Consider the following 19,947-nt stretch of genomic DNA (forward strand, 5'->3'; position numbering starts at 1 on the left):
AGGTTCCGGGTTCGCACTTCGTGCGCCCCGGAACGACGGCGTTTGCTACGCCACGTTCTGGTCGAGGATTTTTACCGCCTCATCGAGCGCGACCGAGACGAGTTGCGACACGCCGCGCTCGGCCATGGTGACGCCGAACAGCCGGTTCATCCGCGCCATGGTGATCGGGTTGTGCGTGATGATGATGAAGCGGGTATCCGTCGAGCCGGTCATCTCGTGCAGGAGGTTGCAGAAACGCTCCACATTGTGATCGTCGAGCGGCGCGTCGACCTCGTCCAGCACGCAGATCGGCGAGGGATTGGTGAGAAACACCGCGAAGATCAGGGCCAGCGCGGTGAGCGCCTGCTCGCCGCCCGACAACAGCGAGAGCGTCTGCGGCTTCTTGCCAGGCGGCTTGGCGATGATCTCAAGCCCCGCTTCGAGCGGATCGTCGCTCTCGATCAGGTGCAGCGCGGCCTCGCCGCCGCCGAACAGCTCGGTGAACAGCCGCTTGAAATGGTTGTTGACCGTCTCGAACGAGGTGAGCAGGCGCTCGCGCGCCTCGCGGTTGAGGCTCTGGATGCCCTGGCGCAGGCGCTTGATGGCCTCGACGAGGTCGTCGCGCTCGGTCGCGAGCGTCGTGTGCTGGGCCTCGACCTCGCGCAGCTCTTCCTCGGCGCGCAGGTTCACCGCGCCGAGACGCTCGCGGTCGCGGCGGAGCTTTTCCAGATTCTCCTCGATCTCGGCAAGCGGCGGCAGCTCGGTGCCCGGCTCGATCTCGGCAAGCCCGGCGACCGCCTGCGGCTCGACCTCGAGCATGTCGTGGATTTCGCGCTCGACATCGGCAAGGCGCCGCTTGGCGCTTTCCATGCGCTCCTCGGCTCGGGCAGTGGCTTCGCGGGCGCTGGAGAGCGCCTCCAGCGAAACCTTGGCGGCGCGATCGGTCTCGGCCATCGCGGTCTCGGCGGCTGCGAGCGCGTCGGCAGCGACGCGGCGATCGCTCTCGGCGTGCTCGATTTCAGAGATCAGCGCGCTGCGCTTCTCCGCAAAGATCGCCGGCGCGTTCTCGAGCTCGGTGCGCTCGGCGCGAACCTCGGCAATGCGGGCCTCGATGGTTGCGACCTGCGAGGCGGCGCTGGCCTTGCGGTTGCTCCAGTCGTTGCGCTCGGTGAGGATCGCCTGCACGCGGCGGTCGGCAAGCTCGGCCTCGCGGGCGAGCGCCTGCGCTTCGGCGCGCACTTGTGCGGCCAGACGGCGATGGTTCTCGATCTCGGCGCGAACGGCGGCGAGCTTCGTTTCGGTCTCGAGGCTCGGCGGCAGCGCGGCGAGCGCGGCGGATACATCCTGATGCGCGCCCTCGACCTCGGTGCGGTCGATGGTGAGGCGGCTATAGGCCTCGAACAGCGCCGACTTGCGTGCGGCATGGCGGTTGATCTCGCGCTCGGTCGCGGCATGACGCTCGCGCGCGGCATCGGCCTCGCGCTGGGCGGCACGCGAAGCTTCGTGCGCTGCGCTCTCGGCTTGGGCTGCGACCTTCGCCTCGGTCTCGGCCGTCTCCAGTGCCTGGCGCTTGGCTGACACATCGAGGCGAGCCTGCTCGAGCTCATGCTCGATATCGACCAGCCGCGCGCGCTCGGCCAGGCGCCGGGCTGCGCCGGTCGGAGCGTGAGCGGCAGCTACAAAGCCGTCCCAGCGCCAGACATCGCCTTCGGGCGACACCAGCCGCTGGCCAGTCTTGAGCTGCGAGACAAGCTCCGCGCCGCGCTCCTTCGGCACGACGCCGATCTGCCTCAGCCGTCGCGTCAGCTCCGGCGGGGCCTGGACATGCGCGGCGAGCGGCTCGACGCCGGCGGGCAGTGAAGGATCGTCGCGATCGCTACCTGCGACCGTCCAGCGCATCGGCGCCGAGGGATCGACCGGCGCGTCGAGATCGTCGCCGAGCGCCGCGCCAAGCGCCTTCTCAAAACCCTTGGCGACGGTGACGCCATCGATGATCGGCGGCCACAGATTCTTTGTCGCGCCAGTGACGAGCTTGGCAATGGTGCGCGCCTCGGTCTCGAGCCGCTGCACGCGCTTGTCGGCCTCGGCGAGTGGAGCACGCGAGGCTTCGAGCCTGGCGCGGGCCGCAACATGCGCTGTCTCGGCGTCCTGCGCCGCGGTCTCGGACTCGGCGCGATTCTGTTGCGCGGTCTCCATGGCGGCCGCAAGCGCCGCGAGGTCGCCGAGACCACCGGTCTCCTGCGCGAGCCTCTGCTCGTCCGCCTGGACGTTGGCGATGTCGTGGTCGAGCCGGGCAAGACGGTCGCGATGGCTGCGCACGCTCGCCTCAAGCTGATTGCGCCTGGCGGTGAGGTCGGCAAGCGCGGTGGTGAGCTCGGTGAACAGCCGCTCGGTGTCGGCTAGCGTCGCTTCCGCGGCCGCGACGCGCTCATCGACGCCAGAGCGTTTCTCGACGCGCGTCTTGATCTCTTCCTTCAGCTCCGCGTCCTCGGCGTCGAGCCGGTGCAACGCGATGTCGGCGTCCGCGCTCTGCTGCTGCTCGCGGGCGATGTCGGCGGCAAATTGCGTCAGCCGGCGATCAAGCTCGGCGACGCGCTCTTTGGCGCGCTCCTCCTCGCGGTCGAGCATGTCGCGGGCATTGGTGAGCCGCTGCAGGCCGGCGGCCGCGCGGGCTTCGGCGTCACGGAGCGCCGGCAGCTCGGCGGCGCGGAGCGCCTGGATGCGGGCGGCTTCGGCCTGCTCGCGAGTCCGTTCGGCCATCTCGCGCACGGTGAGATCGTGATTGTGCGCGGATTCCGTGACATCTGCGTTGGCCTCGAGCCAGCGCAGATGGAACAGCATTGCTTCGGCCTTGCGCACCTTGGCCGCGACCTCGCGATAGCGGATCGCCTGGCGCGCCTGCTTCTTCAGGCCTTCCATCTGGCCGGCGAGCTGGCCGATCACGTCCTCGACGCGGGTGAGGTTGGTCTCGGCCGCCTTCAGGCGGAGTTCCGCTTCATGGCGCCGGGCATGCAGGCCGGCGACGCCGGCCGCATCTTCCAGCACGCGGCGGCGCTGCTCGGGCTTGGCCTGGATGATCTCGCCGATCTTGCCCTGGTGTACGAGCGCCGGCGAGCGTGCGCCGGTCGCGGCATCGGCAAACAGGATCTGCACATCGCGTGCGCGCACGTCGCGGCCGTTGATGCGATAGACCGAGCCCGCCTCACGCTCGATGCGGCGGGAGATTTCGAGGAGCTGGCTGTCGTTGATCGCCGCAGGCGCCGAGCGATCGGAATTGTCGATCGTCATCACCACCTCGGCGTGGTTGCGCGCGGGGCGGTTGCCGGAACCGGCGAAGATCACCGCATCCATGTCGGCCGCGCGCAGCGATTTGTGCGAGGTCTCGCCCATCGCCCATCGCAATGCCTCGACCAGGTTCGACTTGCCACACCCGTTCGGACCGACCACACCGGTCAGTCCCGGTTCGATCACGAAGTCAGTGGGTTCAACGAACGACTTGAAACCATGGAGGCGAAGGCGCGTCAGCTTCATAAACAAGAATCTCTCTTGGCAGGGCGCGAATCTCCCTGCCCGGACAATACCATAGAAGGCAATGTCGATGTGGGGTCGAGTCGCTTTGGCGCCTCTATTGGCCTGCGACAATGACTTTGACGTGACCCGAGGGCAACCGGGCCCGCCCTCTTTTCCCAAGCCTTTTGCTGGGGTTATCGGCGAAATTGAATCTTGACCGCAGCCTTGAGTGCTGTCGCGCTCAAGATTCCTGACTGAGCATGATCTTTTCGGAAAACCGGGGTCCACTTTTCCGGATGATGCTCGCGAGACTCAGTTCCAATGCGGCAACTCGATTTTGCCCATTCCTCGAACGGGGCTTCGCCCGCAATCCCAATGCGGGAGAAGCCTTCGAATCATGCGCTGGCAGATCAGCTTCCCTTCAGAAGCGGGTTGATCTTCTTCTCGAATTCCTCAATCGACGTCTCGCCCTTGATCTTCTCGCCGTTGATGAAGAAGGTCGGCGTCGAGTCCACCTTCAATACGTCGCTGGCGTATTTCTGGTCGGCGGAGATCTTGTCGAGCAGCGACTGGTCCTTCAGGCAGTCGTCGACCTCCTGCTTGCTTAACCCCGCTTGCTTGCCGATCCGCTCCAGCGTCTCCGTGGTGTCCTTCATCACCCAGTCGCCCTGCGAGCGAAACAGGAGATCGGTGACCGCGAAATACTTTTGCGCGTCACCCTTGGCGATGCAACGCGACAGCATCGAGCCGGCGGCGGCCTTGATGTCGAGCGGGAACTCGCGGAAGATGTAACGGACCTTGCCGGTATCGATATATTCCGACTTGATCTTCGGAAAGGTTTCAGCGTTGAACGCGGCGCAATGCGGGCAGGTCATCGAGGCGAATTCGGTGATGGTGACCTTGGCATCCGCCGGACCCAGCGCCATGTCCGGCAGCGACACGGGCTTGGCGACATCGGCGGCGGTCTGCGCCTGGGCTTCGAGGATGAACGGCGGCGAAAGGCTTGCGATCGCGGCAAGTCCGATCAAGGACAGGGCGGCAGTGAAGGCGCGGCGGGTAATGATCAAGTTCAACTCCCGGATTGGCGCCCAAAGCGCCCGATTTGTCCCAATAGAGCAGCCGTTCGCTAGCTTGAAACGGCGATTGTGGCAATGGCTGGCCACATCCGGCCGCATTGGCCAAAGCGTCAATTTCGCTTGATTGCAGCACCCAGGCGCGCCAGGGCGGCGCGCAGTTGCTCGTCCTCCACCGAGGACAGGGTCTTTGCGATGTCCGCAACCGCCTCCGGGTCCGGAGCGCGGGGGCGGGAAGGGCGGTCCCGCCGCGACAGCGGCGCCTGCCGCAGCGCTATTCTGCCGACAGCGCTCCAGCCGAAGAAGCGGTTGACCCGCTGCTGGATGACGTCCGAGGAGTGCTGGATTTCGAGCGCCATCGGGCCTTCGACCTTGAGCACCAGCGTGGCCGGCTCCTGTGGCTGGCCCTCGACCGGCCGCGGCCATTGCAGCTTCAACGGCTCGGAATGGGCGGCGATCTCCGCGCCGGCGATCTCCGCCCACCGCGTCACCAATTCCCGCGCCGCAAAACCCTGCTTGGCATAGGCGTCGGAGAACACGTCGCTGAGCAGGACGGAGAGCGGTTTCGCGCTCACCGGACGAGGCTTGGACATGGGCGGTTTATATATCATCGCTGCGCCCTGCAGTCTCGATCACGCCGCGCGCGGGCGGATGGCCTTGAGGTCGCGGTCGATCTGTCGCCTTCGCTGCATCAAGTCGTAGTCCATCTGGAGCCCGAGGAAGAAGCCTTCCGAGACGCCGAAATAGCGCGCGAACCGAAGGTCGGTATCGGCGCTGATGTCGCGTTTGCCCAGCACGATCTCGTTAATCCGGCGAGGCGCGACATGTACCGCACGCGCAAGAGCGTTCTGGCTCAGATCCATTGGCTTGAGGAACTCTTCAAGAAGGATTTCGCCGGGATGCGGGTTGCGCAACAGTCCGCTTTTAGCGGTGGTAGTCGACGATTTCGACATGCATCGGTCCTCCCTCATGCCAAACGAAACATATGCGCCATTGATTGTTGATCCGAATCGAATGCTGTCCCTGCCGATCGGCTTTCAGGACTTCGAGCCGGTTGCCCGGCGGAACGCGTTGAGCACCCGGGCCTGATTGAGGAGGCGAAGCTTTCGTAGTGCGACGTTTTGAATGTCCGGCGGCAACTTCCGGCTCTGCCGTCCCGACCAGATTAATTCCGTCTCGGAATCGGCAAAGCTCTGAATCATGATCAACTATAACGCGCCGCGTTATAGTCCGCAATGCTGGTCAGGTAACGATTCTCATCTTATGGTGTGCTGTGTCCCAGCCGAGAACAGCTTCGCGTAAAAGGCAGGTCGCAGCTCCGGAGAGCTGCGACCGCCCCACGCTGTTGCTCGCCTGGTACGACCGGCATCGCCGGAAATTGCCGTGGCGGGCGGCGGCCGGCGAGCGCGCTGATCCGTACCGGGTCTGGCTGTCGGAGATCATGCTGCAGCAGACGACGGTCAAGGCTGTCGGTCCTTATTTCCTGAAGTTCCTCTCGCGCTGGCCCGATGTGGCTGCGCTCGCTAGTGCCTCGCTCGACGATGTCCTGCGGCTATGGGCCGGGCTCGGCTATTATTCGCGCGCGCGCAATCTGCACGCCTGCGCCGTCGCGGTGGTGCGCGGGCATGGTGGCGCTTTTCCCGATACCGAAGAAGGACTGCGCGGCCTGCCGGGGATCGGGCGCTATACCGCGGCGGCGATTGCCGCGATCGCCTTCGACCGCCGCACCATGCCGGTCGACGGCAACATCGAGCGGGTGGTGTCGCGGCTGTTCGCGGTGGAGGAGCCGCTGCCGCAGGCGAAGCCAAAGATCCAGGAACTGGCGGCGACCATGCTCGGCCCCGCCAGCGCCGGCGACGAGAAGTCTCGCGCCGGCGACAGCGCGCAGGCGCTGATGGACCTCGGCGCCTCCATCTGCACGCCGAAGAAGCCGGCCTGTGCGTTGTGTCCGCTGAACGAGGATTGCGCGGCGCGTGCACAAGGCACGCAGGAAACCTTCCCGCGCAAGCTCGCGAAGAAGACCGGCGAGCTGCGCCGCGGCGCGGCCTTCGTCGTCACGCGCGGCGACGAGCTGCTGGTCCGCACGCGTCCTGAAAAAGGCTTGCTCGGCAGCATGACCGAAGTGCCGGGCTCGGAGTGGCGTGCCGGCTTGGACGACAAGGCGGCGCTGCAGCAGGCGCCCGCACTGAAAGGCGTCACGCGCTGGCATCGCAAGGCCGGCGTGGTCACCCATGTCTTCACGCATTTTCCGCTGGAGCTTGTGGTCTATACCGCAGACGTTTTGGCCGGCACACGCGCACCGAAGGGCATGCGCTGGGTGCCGATCGCGACACTCGCCGACGAGGCGCTGCCGAATGTCATGCGCAAGGTCGTGACGCACGGACTCGATCTATAGCTGCTGACAGCAAGCTGTCAGCAGGCCTGCGTTAGGAGGGGCGAAACGGAGGCTTCGATGATCAAGACCGCGCTCGACGACCTGAACCTGCCACCCATCGCAAAACTCCTGGGATGGCGCGTTCTGGACGCGCGGCCTGCGGAAGGCTGGCTCAAGCTCGGCTTCGAGGGCAAGGCTGATTTCTGCAACCCGGCCGGCTTCATCCAGGGCGGCATTTTGTCGTCGATGCTCGACGACACCATGGGCCCTGCGGTGTTCGTGATGACCGGGGGCAAGAGCTACACGACGACGGTGAGCCTGACTGTGAACTTCCTGGCGCCCGCCAGGCCTGGACCGATCATCGGGGAAGCGAAAGTCACCCAGCTCGGCAAGACGATTGCGTTCGTCGAGGGGAAACTGACAGCCGAGGACGGCACATTGCTGGCGAACGCAACAGCCGTCGAGCGATTGCTGGATGCCGCTAAAGCGATCGGCTAGCTCGCTCTTGCCTTCGGCGCCTGCACGATCGGCGGCTTGGCGTTCAGCGCTTCGACCTGGAAGCCCGCGACACGCTTGTAATTGGCGGCGATGTCTTCCAGCTCCTGTTGCGACAGCACGTCGGTGACGACCTTGTAGCCATCGGGCGCGCGCTCCTCGACGAGCTGCATCACCTGCTCCGGGCCGTTGCGGCGGTTGAGCATCACGAGATCGCTGGTGGCAGGACGGCGCTCGGCCTCGTAAGCAACCAGCGCGGCGTTGGTCGGGCCGTGTGCCAGAATTTCGCGCGTCAGCACGCGCGCATCGAGGATCGCCTGCGAGGCGCCGTTCGAGCCGATCGGATACATCGGATGGGCGGCATCGCCGAGCAGCGTCACCCGGCCAAACGTCCAGCGTCCAAGCGGATCGCGATCGACCAGCGGATATTCATAAGCGTGCGGGCAGTTGCGGATCAGGCTGGGGACGTCGAGCCAATCGAATGTCCAGTTTTCGAACCACGGCAGGAACTCTTCGAGCCTTGCGGTGCGGTTATAGTCCTCGCGGCGCCATTGATAGGTCGGCGGCATGTGGCGCTCGGCGACCCAGTTGATCTGATGTTTGCCCGCCGCATCCGGCTCCTTCGAGATCGGGTAACAGACGAATTTCAGGGTCTCGTGGCCGGCCATGATCATGGTGCGGCCGGACAAGAATGCGTCGCCTGCGGTGATGCCGCGCCAGAGGATGCGGCCGTTCCAGATCGGCGGGCCTTCCTGCGGAAAGAGCTTCTCGCGCACGGCGGAATGAATGCCGTCGCAGGCGATCAGGAGCGGGCCTTCGTAAGCGCCCGCCAGCTTGCCGGTCGCCTTGTCGATGAACTCGGCGCGGACGCCGTTTGCAGTCTCGGTCCAGTCGGAGAGATGATGGCTGGTGAGGATGTTCTCTGGTCCGAGCCGCAGCTGCGCGGCATCGAGCAGGATCTTGAGCAGCGTGCCGCGATGGATCGAGAATTGCGGCCACTTGTAGCCGGCCTCCAGCCCGCGCGGCTCGCTCCAGATCGGCTGGCCGTGCTTGGAGAAATAGGCAAGCTCCTTGGTGCGTACGGCCGCGGCGCTGAGTTGCTCGAGCAGGCCGAGCTCGATCAGCTCGCGCACCGCATGCGGCAGCACGTTGATGCCGACGCCGAGGGGCTTTAGCTCTTGCACGCTCTCGAACACGCGGACGGGAACGCCGACCTGGTGCAGGCTGAGCGCCAGCGTCAGCCCGCCAATTCCGCCACCCGCGATCAATACCGTCATGACCCGCCCTCGCTTCCTGTCATGGTCATGACACGGCATCGCGGGCGGGGGCAACCCTCGAAAAGTAGCCGCGTCGCAATGGGATGGACGGGTGGGGGCTCTGGCGCTAAGTTGCCGCCGTCTTCGGGAGGAACCAAAAATGTATAAACTCTATTATGCCCCCGGCACCTGCGCGCTCGCCTCGCACATCGCGCTGGAAGAAGCCGGCGCCGACTACCGCGCCGAGCGGCTCGACTTCAAGGCCAACCAGCAGCAGAGCCCGGACTATCTCAAGATCAATCCCAAGGGACGCGTGCCGGCGCTCGTGACCGACAGGGGGATACTCACCGAAAATCCGGCGATCCTCGCCTATATTGCCCAGACTTTTCCGAAAGCGAAGCTCGCGCCGCTCGACGATCCCTTTGCTTTCGCACAGGTGCAGTCGTTCAACAGCTATCTCTGCGCCACCGTGCATGTCGCGCATGCGCACAAGGGCCGCGGCGCACGCTGGGCGACGGAGGAGTCCTCGTTCGCCGACATGAGGCGCATGGTGCCGAAAAGCGTGGGCGCCTGCTTCGCGCTGATCGAAAACGGCATGCTGAAGGGGCCGTGGGTCATGGGCGAGCAGTACACCATCTGCGATCCCTACCTCTACACGGTTTCGCTCTGGCTCGAGGGTGACAGCATCGACGTCAAGACCCTGCCCAGGGTCGCCGATCACATGAAGCGCATGTCGGGGCGCCCCGCGGTGCAGAAGGTGATGGGCGAGCAGCAGGCCAAGGCGGCGTAGCTCTGGGCGATTTTGTAGGGTGGGCAAAGCCAACGGGTCCGCGCGAGCGCGCGGCCCGATGGCGGGCTCCGCGTGCCCACCATTCCTGTTTCGCTCGCTGCGGTGGGCACGGCGCAGGCGCGCCTTTGCCCACCCTACGATTTCTTCTTCTACAGTCGATCCACATCAATAAGAGCGTAGCGCGCAGCGTCACATCGCTGGGCTCACGTGCCGCGTTGCCAAGCAGGAGCACACCATGAGCGCAGACATCTTCAACCCATCGAGCCTGATGAAGCCGGTGGGCTACTCGCATATTGCAAAGGTCACCGGCGGATCGCTGGTCTATATCGCCGGCCAGGTCTCGGCCGACGTCTCCGGCCAGTTGGTCGGCGAGGGCAATTTCGAGGCGCAGGCCGAGCAGGTGTTCAAGAATCTGAAGGCCGCGGTGGAAGCTGCCGGCGGCACCATGGCGGATCTCATCAAGATGAATGTCTATCTTGTCGCCGAGGTCGATGCGAGCGAGGTGCCGAAATTCCGCAGCGTTCGCGACCGCTACGTCAACGTCGAGAAGCCGCCGGCCTCGACGCTTGTCGTGGTGACGCGGCTGGCGCGGCCCGGCTGGCTGCTCGAGGTCGAGGCGGTCGCCGCGATCGGCTAACCATTCTCGGAGTCATTCCGGGGCGCTCGCGAACAGCGAGCGAACCCGGAATCCGGAGTTTGTTGTGCGAGGTTCCGGGTTCGCGCTCACGCGCGCCCCGGAACGACGGGAGAAGCATCAGGCCGCCTTGGTCTTGAGGTGGCCGAACATGAAGTTGCGAGCCTCGTCGTCCATCTCGGCCTTGAAGGTGAACTTGTCCTTCAGCGCGATCGCGCGCGCTGCCGCTGGCCTTGCGCTGATCTCATCGACCAGCCGCTTCACGTTCTTGTACCTCGCAAAGCCCTCTTCGCCGAGCACGAAGCTGCCAAGCCGCGCCCAGCCCCAGAACGCCATGTCGACGATGGTGTAGGTGTCGCCAACCATGTACTTGCTCCTGGCGAGGTGCTCGTCGAGGATTTTGTAGTGGCGCTGGGCCTCGTAAGCGTAGCGGTTGAGCGCATAGTCGAGGTTCTTCGGTGCCGCGGTCTTGAAATGCACGGCCTGTCCGGAATAGGGGCCGAGGCCGGAGGCGATGAACAGCAGCCACGACAGCATCTGCGCGCGGTTCTGCGGCGTGTTCGCCGGCATGAATTTTCCGGTCTTCTCGCCGAGGTAAAGCAGGATCGCGTTGCTATCGAACACGAACACGCCGTCATCATCGATCGCCGGCACCTTGCCGTTCGGATTGACTTTCAGGAACTCCGGCTTGAACTGCTCGCCCTTGCGGGTGTCGACCGGCACGAGCTCGCAAGGAAGGCCCGTCTCTTCGAGGAAGAGTGCGACCTTGTTCGGGTTCGGTGCGCCATTGAAGTAGAATTTGAGCATCAATTCCTCCGTTCTTGTTGACCCGGGAAAACCGGGATGCCGCGGTGGGTGTTCCATGCATGTGCATGTTTTCTAGAAATTGCAAGCGACGAGTTCGTGAAGGGGGCTCATCATCTCGACGTCATTCCGGGGCGCGCGCAAGCGCGAACCCGGAATCTCGAGATTCCGGGCTCTCGCTTCGCGAGCCCCGGAATGACAGCAACAGGTGATTGAGAAGATTAACCCGCCGCCATGCCGGCGCGGATTTCGGCGCGGAGCTCGTCGATCAGCTTGAGGCCACCCTTGGTCTCGACATGCCAGAAGGTCCAGCCGTTGCAGGCTTCGGATCCCTGCGCCACCGCGCCGATGCGGTGGATCGAGCCGACCTTGTCCCCCAACATGATGGCGCCGTCGGCCCGCACCAGCGCGCCGTGGCGCTTCCTGGCGTCGACCAGTTTCGTGCCCGGCATGATCATGCCGCGCTCGATCAGTTCGGAGAAGGCGACCCGCGGCGCCTCGCGCGCAGTCATGAATGGCGCGAGCGCGGCTTCGGGCAGCGGCTCGACGGCAGCGATGCGCGCTTTCGCGGCGTCCGCATAGTCCTGGTCGCGCTCGAAGCCGATGTAGCGGCGGCCGAGACGCTTTGCCACGGCCCCGGTCGTGCCGGTGCCGTTGAAGGGATCGATCACGAGATCGCCCGCCTTGGAGGACGACAGCAGCACGCGCGCGAGCAGGCCCTCCGGCTTCTGCGTCGGATGCACCTTCCTGCCGTCCTTGCCTTTCAAGCGCTCCTCGCCGGTACAGAGCGGGATCAGCCAGTCGGAGCGCGCCTGCACGTCCTCATTGGCGGCCTTCAGCGCTTCATAGTTGAAGGTGTAGCCCTTGGCCTTCTCGTCGCGCGCGGCCCAGATCATGGTCTCGTGCGCGTTGGTGAAGCGGCGGCCGCGGAAATTCGGCATCGGATTGGACTTGCGCCAGACGATATCGTTGAGGAGCCAGAAGCCCAGATCCTGCATGATCGCGCCGACACGGAAGATGTTGTGGTAGGAGCCGATCACCCACAGCGTCGCCGACGGTTTCATCAGGCGGCGGCAGGCCAAGAGCCAGGCGCGCGTGAAATCGTCATAGGCGGCAAAGGAAGTAAACTTGTCCCAGTCGTCGTTGACGGCATCGACATGGGATTCGTCGGGGCGTTTCAATTCGCCCTTGAGCTGCAGATTGTAGGGCGGGTCGGCGAAGACCAGGTCGACGGAACCGGCTGGAAGCTTCGACATCTCGGCGACGCAATCGCCGACAATGATGTGGTGATCTCCAGGGGATTCAAAATTTGTGCGGGGCGCCTTTGCAGACGCCCCGCGACGCGACACAACCATGACTCAAGAACTCTGACTCAGGCGACGCTGTCGGCGACGCGGGACCAACAAACCGACTGGGCGCTACATTGACGCGACTGGGTAAACATGGAGTTATCGCGAGCGGTCGTGGGTCACTTTTGCCCGCTAGGCAATTTTTGCCGGGCGCGCTATTGATTAATGGAATGCGAATTTTAGCTTTTTGGTCGCGCCGTCCCGTGTTGCGCCAAACGCGTGATAAAGCCGCGTTAGCGGCGCGAACATCATGCGCGGAAGCGCAGACAAAAGAGGAAAATCGCCATGCGTTACGATGATTTCCGCCGCAGCGACGATATCGAGGACCGTCGCGACGACAGTGGCGGAATGATGGGCGGTGGCGGCGGCATCGGCTTGCCGATGGGCGGCGGCGGTCTTGGCATCGGCACCATCATCGTGCTCGGCCTGATCTCGTATGCGTTCGGGATCGACCCGCGCATCCTGATCGGCGGCGCCGAAATTCTCTCGGGCGGCGGCCAGACCACGACCTATCAGACCGATCGTCCTTCGGGCACGCGCAAGACTGGCGCGCCGACCGACGAGATGGGCAGCATGATCGCCGGCATCCTCGGCGAGATCGACGACCGTTGGAGCGAGCAGTTTTCGGCGTCCGGCAAGTCCTATACGGGTCCCAGAATCGTGCTGTTCCGCAACGCCACCAATGGCGGGCGCTGCGGCATGGCGCAGTCGGCCATGGGGCCGTTCTATTGTCCGCCGGACCGCAAGATCTTTCTCGACACGGGCTTCTTCCGCGAGGTCGAGAACCGCTTCCACGGTTGCTCGGGCAACGCCTGCAAATACACCGCCGCCTACATCATCGCGCATGAGGCCGGCCATCACGTGCAGAACCTGCTCGGCATCATTCCCAAGGTGACCCAGTTGCAGCAGGCGGCGAGCAGCAAGGCGGAAGCCAACAGGCTGCAGGTGAAGGTCGAGCTGCAGGCGGATTGCCTGTCCGGCATGTGGACCAACATGGAGCAGAAGAAGCGGCCGAACTTCCTCGAATCCGGCGACATCGATGCGGCGTTGACCACGGCGTCCGCAATCGGCGACGACACGCTGCAGCGTCAGGCGACGGGCCGCGTGGTGCCGGACTCCTTCACCCACGGCTCGGCCGCGCAGCGCAAGCAATGGTTCATGAACGGCTATCAGCAGGGTAACATCGCGGCCTGCAACACCTTTGCCCCCGGCGCGGTGCGGTAGGCGGGGATGATGTTACTTCGAATCGAGCAATGCGATTGCAGTTACACCTCGCCCCGCTTGCGGGGAGAGGTCGGAATTCAAGCGCAGCTTGAATTCCGGGTGAGGGGGCTCTCCGCGAGTCCATCTATCACCGCATTCGTTGAAGCGGCCCCTCACCCCAACCCTCTCCCCGCGAAGAGCGGGGAGAGGGAGAGGCGTTCGCAACCCAACTTCGTTATGCGATAAAGCCGATGTCGTCGATCGATTCAGAGAAGCCATTCATCCCGCTCAACATCGCGGTGCTGACGATCTCGGACACGCGCTCGCTGGCCGACGACAAATCCGGCGCAACGCTCGCGGACCGGCTCACGGCGGCGGGCCATCATCTGGCGGCGCGTGAAATCATTGTCGACGACGTCGACGCCATCCGTGTGATCATCCGGCGATGGATCGCCGACAAAGGCGTGGACGTCATCATCACCACCGGCGGCACCGGCTTCACCGGTCGCGACGTGACGCCGGAGGCGATCGAGCCGCTGTTCGAAAAGCGGATGGACGGCTTCTCCATCGCCTTCCACATGTTGAGCCACGCCAAGATCGGCGCGTCGACGGTGCAGAGCCGCGCGACTGCGGGGGTCGCGGGCGCGACCTTCATCTTCTGCCTGCCGGGCTCGCCCGGCGCCTGCCGCGACGGCTGGGACGGCATCCTGGCCGCGCAGCTCGATTACCGCACGCGCCCCTGCAATTTCGTCGAGATCATGCCGCGGCTGGACGAGCATCTGCGCCGCCCGAAGGCGCAAGGCGCGTCGGCTTAATCCCGTGAGGCAAGAACGCCCATGAAAGCTGCCTACATCGAACGCCACGGCGGGCCGGAGGTTCTCAAATTCGGCGACATGCCCGATCCCGTGGCCGCACCCGGCGAGGTCGTGGTCGACATTGTCGCTGCGAGCGTCAACGGCGCGGACTGGAAGGTGCGTGATGGCAAATCCGGTCAGCTCGCGCGTTTCCCCTACATCCTTGGACGGGATTTCTCCGGCGTCGTTTCAGCCGTCGGCGCCGGCGTGAGCGATCTTCGCGTCGGCGATGAGGTCTTTGCCGTCTGCGACGTCGGACAGGAGGGCGCCTATGCCGAGAAGATCGCGATCAAGGCCGCCATTGTCGCAAGGAAGCCCGGCGCCGTGTCGCATGTCGACGCCGCGGCGCTGGCGCTTGCGGGACTCACGGCGATTTGCACCGTCGAAGACACATTGAAACTGAAGGCGGGCGAGACGATCCTGATCCAGGGCGGCGCCGGCGGCGTCGCGAGCTTCGCGATCCAGCTCTCGAAACATCTGGGCGCGCGCGTGATCACGACCGCAAGCGCGTCGAACCATGACTATCTGCGCCAGATCGGCGCCGATGAGATCATCGATTACAATGCGGTGGACTTCACGAAAGTCGTGAAGGATTGTGACGCCGTTTTCGACACCGTCGGCGGCGATGTCGCGCAACGCTCGTTTGCCGTGCTGAAACCAGGCGGCCGCGCCGCCTTCATTGCCTCCGGCCCGCAAGCGCCAAAGCCGGCGCGCGGTGATGTCGTTGCGCTACGACCCAAGGTCGGACGTGATCGGCCCCATCTCGAGCGCATTGTCGAACTGATCGCAAACGGCGCCGTCCGTCCGCCGGACGTGACGCGCTACAAGCTGAGCGAAGCCGCGGCCGCGCACAGGCTCAGCGAATCCCGCCACTTTCGCGGCAAGCTGGTGTTTCAAGTCCGCTGAGCGGGTTGCGGAATACGGCTGAAACCTGGTCTAGCTCGGCAAGGACGGCTGGCCTCCGTTGCTGCCGCAATCCATCACTGTTTCGTCTGTTCTTGCCCGAAGCTCGGCGAATGAAACGAGCCGGCCGGCGATGGCGCTGGCAGCGACGGTTGGCGGGCTTGCGAGCCACACCTGCCCCGGACCGGACCGTCCGGGGAAATTGCGGTTGATGGCGCTCACGGTCACCTGCTCGCTGTCGATCGACGAGCCCGGGCCGCAATTGGCGCAGGCGCCGCACGATGGCTGCAAAATCCGCGCGCCGACCCTCTCAAAGGCCTGGAGATAGCCGCGCGCGACGCAGTAGTCGCGAACCGCGGTCGTGCCGAACTGGAGGTATAGCGCCGTCCCGTCAGGCACGCGAAGGCCGCGGCGCGACGCCCATGCGAGGACTTCGTGATAGTGGTCGAAGTCTTCGCGTTTGCCGCCGGTGCATGAGCCTGCGTAGGCGATGTCGACGTGCACGCGATCCGGCAGCTCGCCAAGCGCGACAGCGTTGCCGGGGTCCCCGGGGCGCGCGACCAGCGGGGTGAGGCGGCTGCAATCGACGGATATCACCTCGGCATAATGAGCGCCGTGGTCGCTCTGCATCCAGGGCTCGAGCGAGACCTCGATTCCGCGGCGTTCTCTCAGGAAGCGCACGGTCTCGGCGTCTGGTTCGACGATGCCGGTAAAGCCGCCGAGCTCGGCCGTCATGTTTGTGAGCGTCGCCCGCTCGTCTGTCTTCAACGCAGTGACGACCGGGCCACAGAACTCGAACACCTTGCCGACGCCGCTGCCGGCGCGGATCGAAGGCTGCGAGAGCAGGTGCAGGGCGACGTCTTTCGCCGTCACGCCCGCCGGGAGCCGACCCACAAGTTCGACACGGATGGACTCCGGAACGGTGAGCCTCACCGCACCCGTCATGAACGCGTTCGCCATATCGGTGGTGCCAACGCCGAAGGCGACGCAACCCAGTGCCCCGCTGTGGGGTGTATGGGAATCGGTGCCGACAATGAGCTGCCCGGGCATCGCGTAGCGCTCGGCCATCATGGCATGCGAGATGCCGGCAACGCTGCCGCGGTCGTTGCGGGCCGCTTCGTCCTCGGTCAGGGTACGGTGCTCCCGGAGGCCGTAGTCAGCCACGAATTCGCGCTGCGCGCGGCACATGGCCGCCACGTTCGGCACCAGATCCTCACGAACATGGGCCGGACTCTCGGTCACGTAAGACGTGTGATCCTCGAACACGACGATCGAGGTGGAGTCATGCAGCATGAGCGGCTTGCCGAATGCCGAGTGGAGCATATGCGCGCACATCCCGGTGTAGTATTCGTGGATGAACCGCCAGTCGGCGCGCACGAACGCGCCGTCACCCGGCCGAATGCTCGCGCTCGTGAGCTCGGTCGCAAGCGCATGGCGCGCGAGGATCTTCTCGAACAATGTCCGCGGGCGATCCTCGCCCATCGCTCTGGCGAGGCGAATGTCGTGCATGAAGCGCCGGCCGAAGCGCAAGAGCCCGCCGACCTTGAGGATTTCGGCAGCGAGCGCATCCCGCCCAGCGACCAGCTCCTCGATGCCGATCGGCTCACCGGCCGCGACGCGGTCGATCAAGCCGAAGTCCGTCGAGGTGAAAAGGCCGATGTTGTCGGCGTTCTGGCGGTAGATGCGCTCGAAGCTTTCGGCGATGACGAGGCGGATGCCGGCGAGTTTTTCCGCTGTCGGGCTGTGTTCGCGCGATGACCCCTTGCCGTAGCGCTTGCCCGCGACCGTGACCGAGAAGCCGCCCTGCCGGATGGCATCGGCAAGAATCGGACGTGAGCCGCTCGTCTTGAATCCGGTGTAAGGGTAACGCGCCAGCGCATCATCATAGTGCGTGAGGATCGGGACAGGCGTGATCTCGTCGGTGGAGACGTCGTCTCGCAGTCGCCCCGCTTCGCTTCGCGAAAGCGCGCGGCCCGATAGCTGCGCGGCCACCAGGGCAGGGTCGTCGGAGAGATAGAGAATGCGGCCCGGAAGTTCGAGTGTAGCCATGGAGCACCATGAAATGTTTCGGGACCTGTTTTGGGCCCCGGCACCGATCGGGGCCATTGCCGGCTCGGCACTGGGGGCATCGCAAACGAAGATGGGCAAACGAAGATAGGAAGGCCATCGCCCGCCTCGATCAGCGCTTGAGGACGTCGATCAACGCTGTGACCGCTGCAGAGCGGGGGCTCTTGCGCAGCGCGATGACGCGCAGCTTTCGATCGGCCCACGGTTCATCGAGAGGGCGGCGCTCGAGCTGTGCCGACCCGGCATAGGCGGAGGCCGCGCTGCTCGGCACGATCGCGATGCCGAGGCCGGCTTCGACCATCCGGCAAACGCCGTCAAAGCTGTTCACGCTGACCGACACCTGCAGCTCGACACCGGCCGCGGCGGCTCGGTCTCGCAACACCCGGTCGAGAGAGCCACCCGACTGAACGGCGACCAGCGGGTGCTGCACGATTTCGCCAAACCGCAGTCTCTTCCGTGCACACAGCGGATGATCGCGAGGCAGCAACACGATCAGCGAGTCCTCGGCGAAGGGCCAGGCATCAAGACCGCTCGGCACCGGTTCGATGACGCACACGCCAATGTCGGCAACGTCGTCCAGACAGGCGCGGATGACCTCGATGCTCCGCCGCTCCTGGAGCGCGATCGACACCATCGGATAGGCCGCGTTGAATTGCTTCAGCCGCTCCGGCAGGAAGCCGATCACCGAGGACGAGTTCGCGAACAGCCGGACGCGGCCGGAAACGACGCCACTCAGCGAACGGACATCGCGCAATAGCGTATCGAGCCCGGCCTCGAACTGACGCGCGCGCTCATAAGCGATGTTGCCCGCCTCGGTCAGTTGAATGCCGTGCGCAGAGCGAACGAACAGCGCCACGCCGAGTGCATGCTCGAGGTCCGCGATACGGCGGCTGAGCGCGGACGGAGCGATGTTCTCCTTGGCGGCCGCGCGGGCGATCGAGCTTTCTTCGGCGGCACTGACGAAGAGTTGCAGGCCGTAGGGGTCAAGACGGAGGCGCAAGGGTTTCGCTCGCTGCTGTGGCGTGAGCCAAAGAGTATCGTGCCTGATCCCATGCCATCAACGTGGAGTGCAACGCGCTCTTGGACCTTGCCTTCACTCACGCGGTCGAAAGGGATCCGAGCCAGACGTGCTGGATCAATCGCCTTCCGTTGCCGATACTTCCGAACATTCGCTGGAATCTGGATGGACGAGGCTAAAATTGCGCAGTGGAGGCTTTAAGAATAATTCCGAATAGACCCTTTTTGTTGAAACGTCTCAGATCGGGACGAAGCGGCTCAGCAGTGCAAATCAGGGAAACCCGACCGGGAACGGTCTGAGTGAATGACCGAAAGCCCCAATTGGCATCAATGTCGTCAACAACCAGTGCGCCCTTTGGTCCCAATGCAGGCCACGTTCGATCCAGTTCGAACCGAACGTTACGCTCGCTATGGAGGCTGTCGTGAATGAAAAGGTCGATTTGACCGAGGTCATGAAGCAATCCAGGAAGACGGCGCCGACTGGAACCCTTGATATATGTCCATCGATCGGAGTAGCCGTCGCCGACGGCAGCTCCAATCTGCTGATGCCAGAACCTTTCCAGGGGTGGAAGATCAATACTCCAGAGATAGCCGTCTCCATTCCTCTTGAGCGCCTCGAGAATGAAACGCGACGTGACACCGTGAGCCACCCCGGTCTCGACAACGTTCCGTGGTCTCAGATGACGCGTGAGACACCAAATGGCTCGCACCAATCCGGCATCTCCATCATTCCACCACTGAAAGCTCTCCGGGCCGGCTCGTATCCCCTTTGCCTCCAGCTCGCTTATGACCTGGTGCCATAGCGCCGAAGACTCCCGAGTTTCGTCGCAGGGCCACGACACTCCGAGCGCGTCATGGAGCTGTTGTTCCCAGCCCAAATTCGGCTCGTAGGGACACTGAGGTCTGCGCCGCTCGCGTTCAGCCGTATGGGCGTCGCTAATCGTGGTCCATGTCTCAATCGGATCGGCCAGCAGGTCGGCAACGCCTGTGACCGGATGCTTCAGCAGATAGCGCATGGGTATCCCCAGCATCGCTGCCTCCCGAGAGGAGCGGCCACAAGATCCGCTGCATCAAACTTGCTTCGCATTAACGGCGCGGATTTTGGAGCCGCAAAGAGAAAACCATACCGCGCGGCAATGAGGGCGTTGATGCGAGGTTTCCTATTCGCGAATTGCGTCGTTTCGACGGCGCGCAGCAAATGCGTCGCCTGGGCGCACGGCCCAATTCCTCGTTCCGGGCAGGCGAGGGCGCGAACCCGCATCTGCGAACTGCTGATTTGCCGAAATGTCAAGCCGCTCGATGAAAAAGATTTCGCTTTTTCGGAAGACCAAACCAAAGTAGTTTCACCCCGTCCTGATTCCACCTGAGGGGCGTATCGCGATCGTCACGGACGTGGGGATCAGGATGCGATGGACGTGAGGGTGCTCAGCGCGCTTTGGCGCGCGGACGAAGGCATTCCTTGCGGACGAGCGAAATCGTGCGGTCCCGACGCCCCGACGCTGGCGTCAACCCCCGGGTCAAGCGATGTCGGCCTTCGGCCGACACGCCGAGAGCCCGGGGGGACGGAGGCTAACAAGCCCGGTACTCCGGGGAGACCACGTATAAGCCGTAAACCATCGCGCAGGGAATGCCGGTTGAT

General features: G+C 64.4%; 17 protein-coding genes and 1 pseudogene. 7 read left to right on the forward strand and 11 right to left on the reverse strand.

What is annotated here, in order from left to right:
• Positions 1 to 45: 45 nt before the first annotated feature.
• The 5 genes and pseudogenes from smc to VKR55_RS19675 all read right to left on the reverse strand — a co-directional run bounded on the left by smc (position 46) and on the right by VKR55_RS19675 (position 5,764).
• On the reverse strand, positions 46 to 3,510 hold the full coding sequence (gene smc, locus VKR55_RS19655; protein WP_324405823.1) for a chromosome segregation protein SMC: 3,465 nt from the start codon (positions 3,508 to 3,510) through the stop codon (positions 46 to 48).
• A 389-nt stretch (positions 3,511 to 3,899) separates the two neighbouring features.
• Entirely contained in the window at positions 3,900 to 4,556 is a 657-nt protein-coding gene (locus tag VKR55_RS19660; RefSeq protein ID WP_324405825.1) for a DsbA family protein, read from the reverse strand.
• A 119-nt stretch (positions 4,557 to 4,675) separates the two neighbouring features.
• Complete coding sequence (locus VKR55_RS19665; RefSeq protein WP_324405826.1) at positions 4,676 to 5,155, reverse strand: DUF721 domain-containing protein; 480 nt, start codon at positions 5,153 to 5,155, stop codon at positions 4,676 to 4,678.
• 39 nt (positions 5,156 to 5,194) lie between these two features.
• The gene (locus VKR55_RS19670) at positions 5,195 to 5,515 is read right to left on the reverse strand and encodes a HigA family addiction module antitoxin (RefSeq protein WP_324405828.1); all 321 of its coding nucleotides are present in this window, start codon (positions 5,513 to 5,515) and stop codon (positions 5,195 to 5,197) included.
• Positions 5,487 to 5,764, reverse strand: a pseudogene (locus VKR55_RS19675) (type II toxin-antitoxin system RelE/ParE family toxin). The gene VKR55_RS19670 and the pseudogene VKR55_RS19675 overlap by 29 nt, the downstream one beginning before the upstream one ends.
• 71 nt (positions 5,765 to 5,835) lie before the next feature.
• On the opposite strand from VKR55_RS19675, the gene mutY reads away from it, so the two are divergent.
• A complete protein-coding gene (mutY, locus tag VKR55_RS19680; protein WP_324405830.1) occupies positions 5,836 to 6,957 on the forward strand; it encodes an A/G-specific adenine glycosylase in 1,122 nt (373 codons plus the stop codon).
• A gap of 57 nt (positions 6,958 to 7,014) precedes the next feature.
• Positions 7,015 to 7,434, forward strand: coding sequence for a PaaI family thioesterase (locus tag VKR55_RS19685; protein ID WP_324405832.1), 420 nt, complete (start codon positions 7,015 to 7,017; stop codon positions 7,432 to 7,434).
• Here the strand turns inward: VKR55_RS19685 and VKR55_RS19690 are convergent.
• Entirely contained in the window at positions 7,431 to 8,708 is a 1,278-nt protein-coding gene (locus VKR55_RS19690; RefSeq protein ID WP_324405834.1) for a flavin-dependent oxidoreductase, read from the reverse strand. The two genes, VKR55_RS19685 and VKR55_RS19690, sit on opposite strands and share 4 nt — an antisense overlap.
• Positions 8,709 to 8,847: 139 nt before the next feature.
• Between VKR55_RS19690 and VKR55_RS19695 the strand changes: the two genes are divergently transcribed.
• Both VKR55_RS19695 and VKR55_RS19700 read left to right on the forward strand, forming a co-directional pair.
• Positions 8,848 to 9,477, forward strand: coding sequence for a glutathione S-transferase family protein (locus VKR55_RS19695; protein ID WP_324405836.1), 630 nt, complete (start codon positions 8,848 to 8,850; stop codon positions 9,475 to 9,477).
• A 235-nt stretch (positions 9,478 to 9,712) separates the two neighbouring features.
• Positions 9,713 to 10,114 carry a RidA family protein gene (locus VKR55_RS19700; protein ID WP_324405838.1) on the forward strand — a complete coding sequence of 134 codons (402 nt, stop codon included), beginning with the start codon at positions 9,713 to 9,715 and terminating at the stop codon, positions 10,112 to 10,114.
• A 117-nt stretch (positions 10,115 to 10,231) separates the two neighbouring features.
• On the opposite strand, the gene VKR55_RS19705 is transcribed toward VKR55_RS19700, so the two are convergent.
• Positions 10,232 to 10,918, reverse strand: a complete 687-nt coding sequence (locus VKR55_RS19705) for a glutathione S-transferase family protein (RefSeq protein WP_324405839.1) — start codon at positions 10,916 to 10,918, stop codon at positions 10,232 to 10,234.
• 218 nt (positions 10,919 to 11,136) lie between these two features.
• Positions 11,137 to 12,270 carry a site-specific DNA-methyltransferase gene (locus tag VKR55_RS19710; RefSeq protein WP_324405841.1) on the reverse strand — a complete coding sequence of 378 codons (1,134 nt, stop codon included), beginning with the start codon at positions 12,268 to 12,270 and terminating at the stop codon, positions 11,137 to 11,139.
• Positions 12,271 to 12,549: 279 nt separating this feature from the next.
• Between VKR55_RS19710 and ypfJ the strand changes: the two genes are divergently transcribed.
• From ypfJ to VKR55_RS19725, 3 genes are all read left to right on the forward strand, one after another.
• Positions 12,550 to 13,488, forward strand: a complete 939-nt coding sequence (gene ypfJ / locus VKR55_RS19715) for a KPN_02809 family neutral zinc metallopeptidase (protein ID WP_324405843.1) — start codon at positions 12,550 to 12,552, stop codon at positions 13,486 to 13,488.
• Between the two features lie 230 nt (positions 13,489 to 13,718).
• On the forward strand, positions 13,719 to 14,282 hold the full coding sequence (gene moaB / locus VKR55_RS19720) for a molybdenum cofactor biosynthesis protein B (protein WP_324405844.1): 564 nt from the start codon (positions 13,719 to 13,721) through the stop codon (positions 14,280 to 14,282).
• A 21-nt stretch (positions 14,283 to 14,303) separates the two neighbouring features.
• Entirely contained in the window at positions 14,304 to 15,227 is a 924-nt protein-coding gene (locus VKR55_RS19725) for an NADP-dependent oxidoreductase (RefSeq protein ID WP_324405845.1), read from the forward strand.
• A gap of 30 nt (positions 15,228 to 15,257) precedes the next feature.
• Here VKR55_RS19725 and VKR55_RS19730 read toward each other — a convergent pair whose 3' ends face one another.
• The 3 genes from VKR55_RS19730 to VKR55_RS19740 all read right to left on the reverse strand — a co-directional run bounded on the left by VKR55_RS19730 (position 15,258) and on the right by VKR55_RS19740 (position 19,324).
• Positions 15,258 to 17,273, reverse strand: a complete 2,016-nt coding sequence (locus VKR55_RS19730) for an aconitase family protein (protein WP_324405847.1) — start codon at positions 17,271 to 17,273, stop codon at positions 15,258 to 15,260.
• A 130-nt stretch (positions 17,274 to 17,403) separates the two neighbouring features.
• Complete coding sequence (locus tag VKR55_RS19735) at positions 17,404 to 18,291, reverse strand: LysR family transcriptional regulator (protein WP_324405849.1); 888 nt, start codon at positions 18,289 to 18,291, stop codon at positions 17,404 to 17,406.
• 193 nt (positions 18,292 to 18,484) lie between these two features.
• A complete protein-coding gene (locus VKR55_RS19740) occupies positions 18,485 to 19,324 on the reverse strand; it encodes a class I SAM-dependent methyltransferase (protein ID WP_324405851.1) in 840 nt (279 codons plus the stop codon).
• Between the last annotated feature and the right edge of the window lie 623 nt (positions 19,325 to 19,947).

This window comes from Bradyrhizobium sp. (assembly GCF_035309285.1).
Taxonomy (GTDB): domain Bacteria; phylum Pseudomonadota; class Alphaproteobacteria; order Rhizobiales; family Xanthobacteraceae; genus Bradyrhizobium.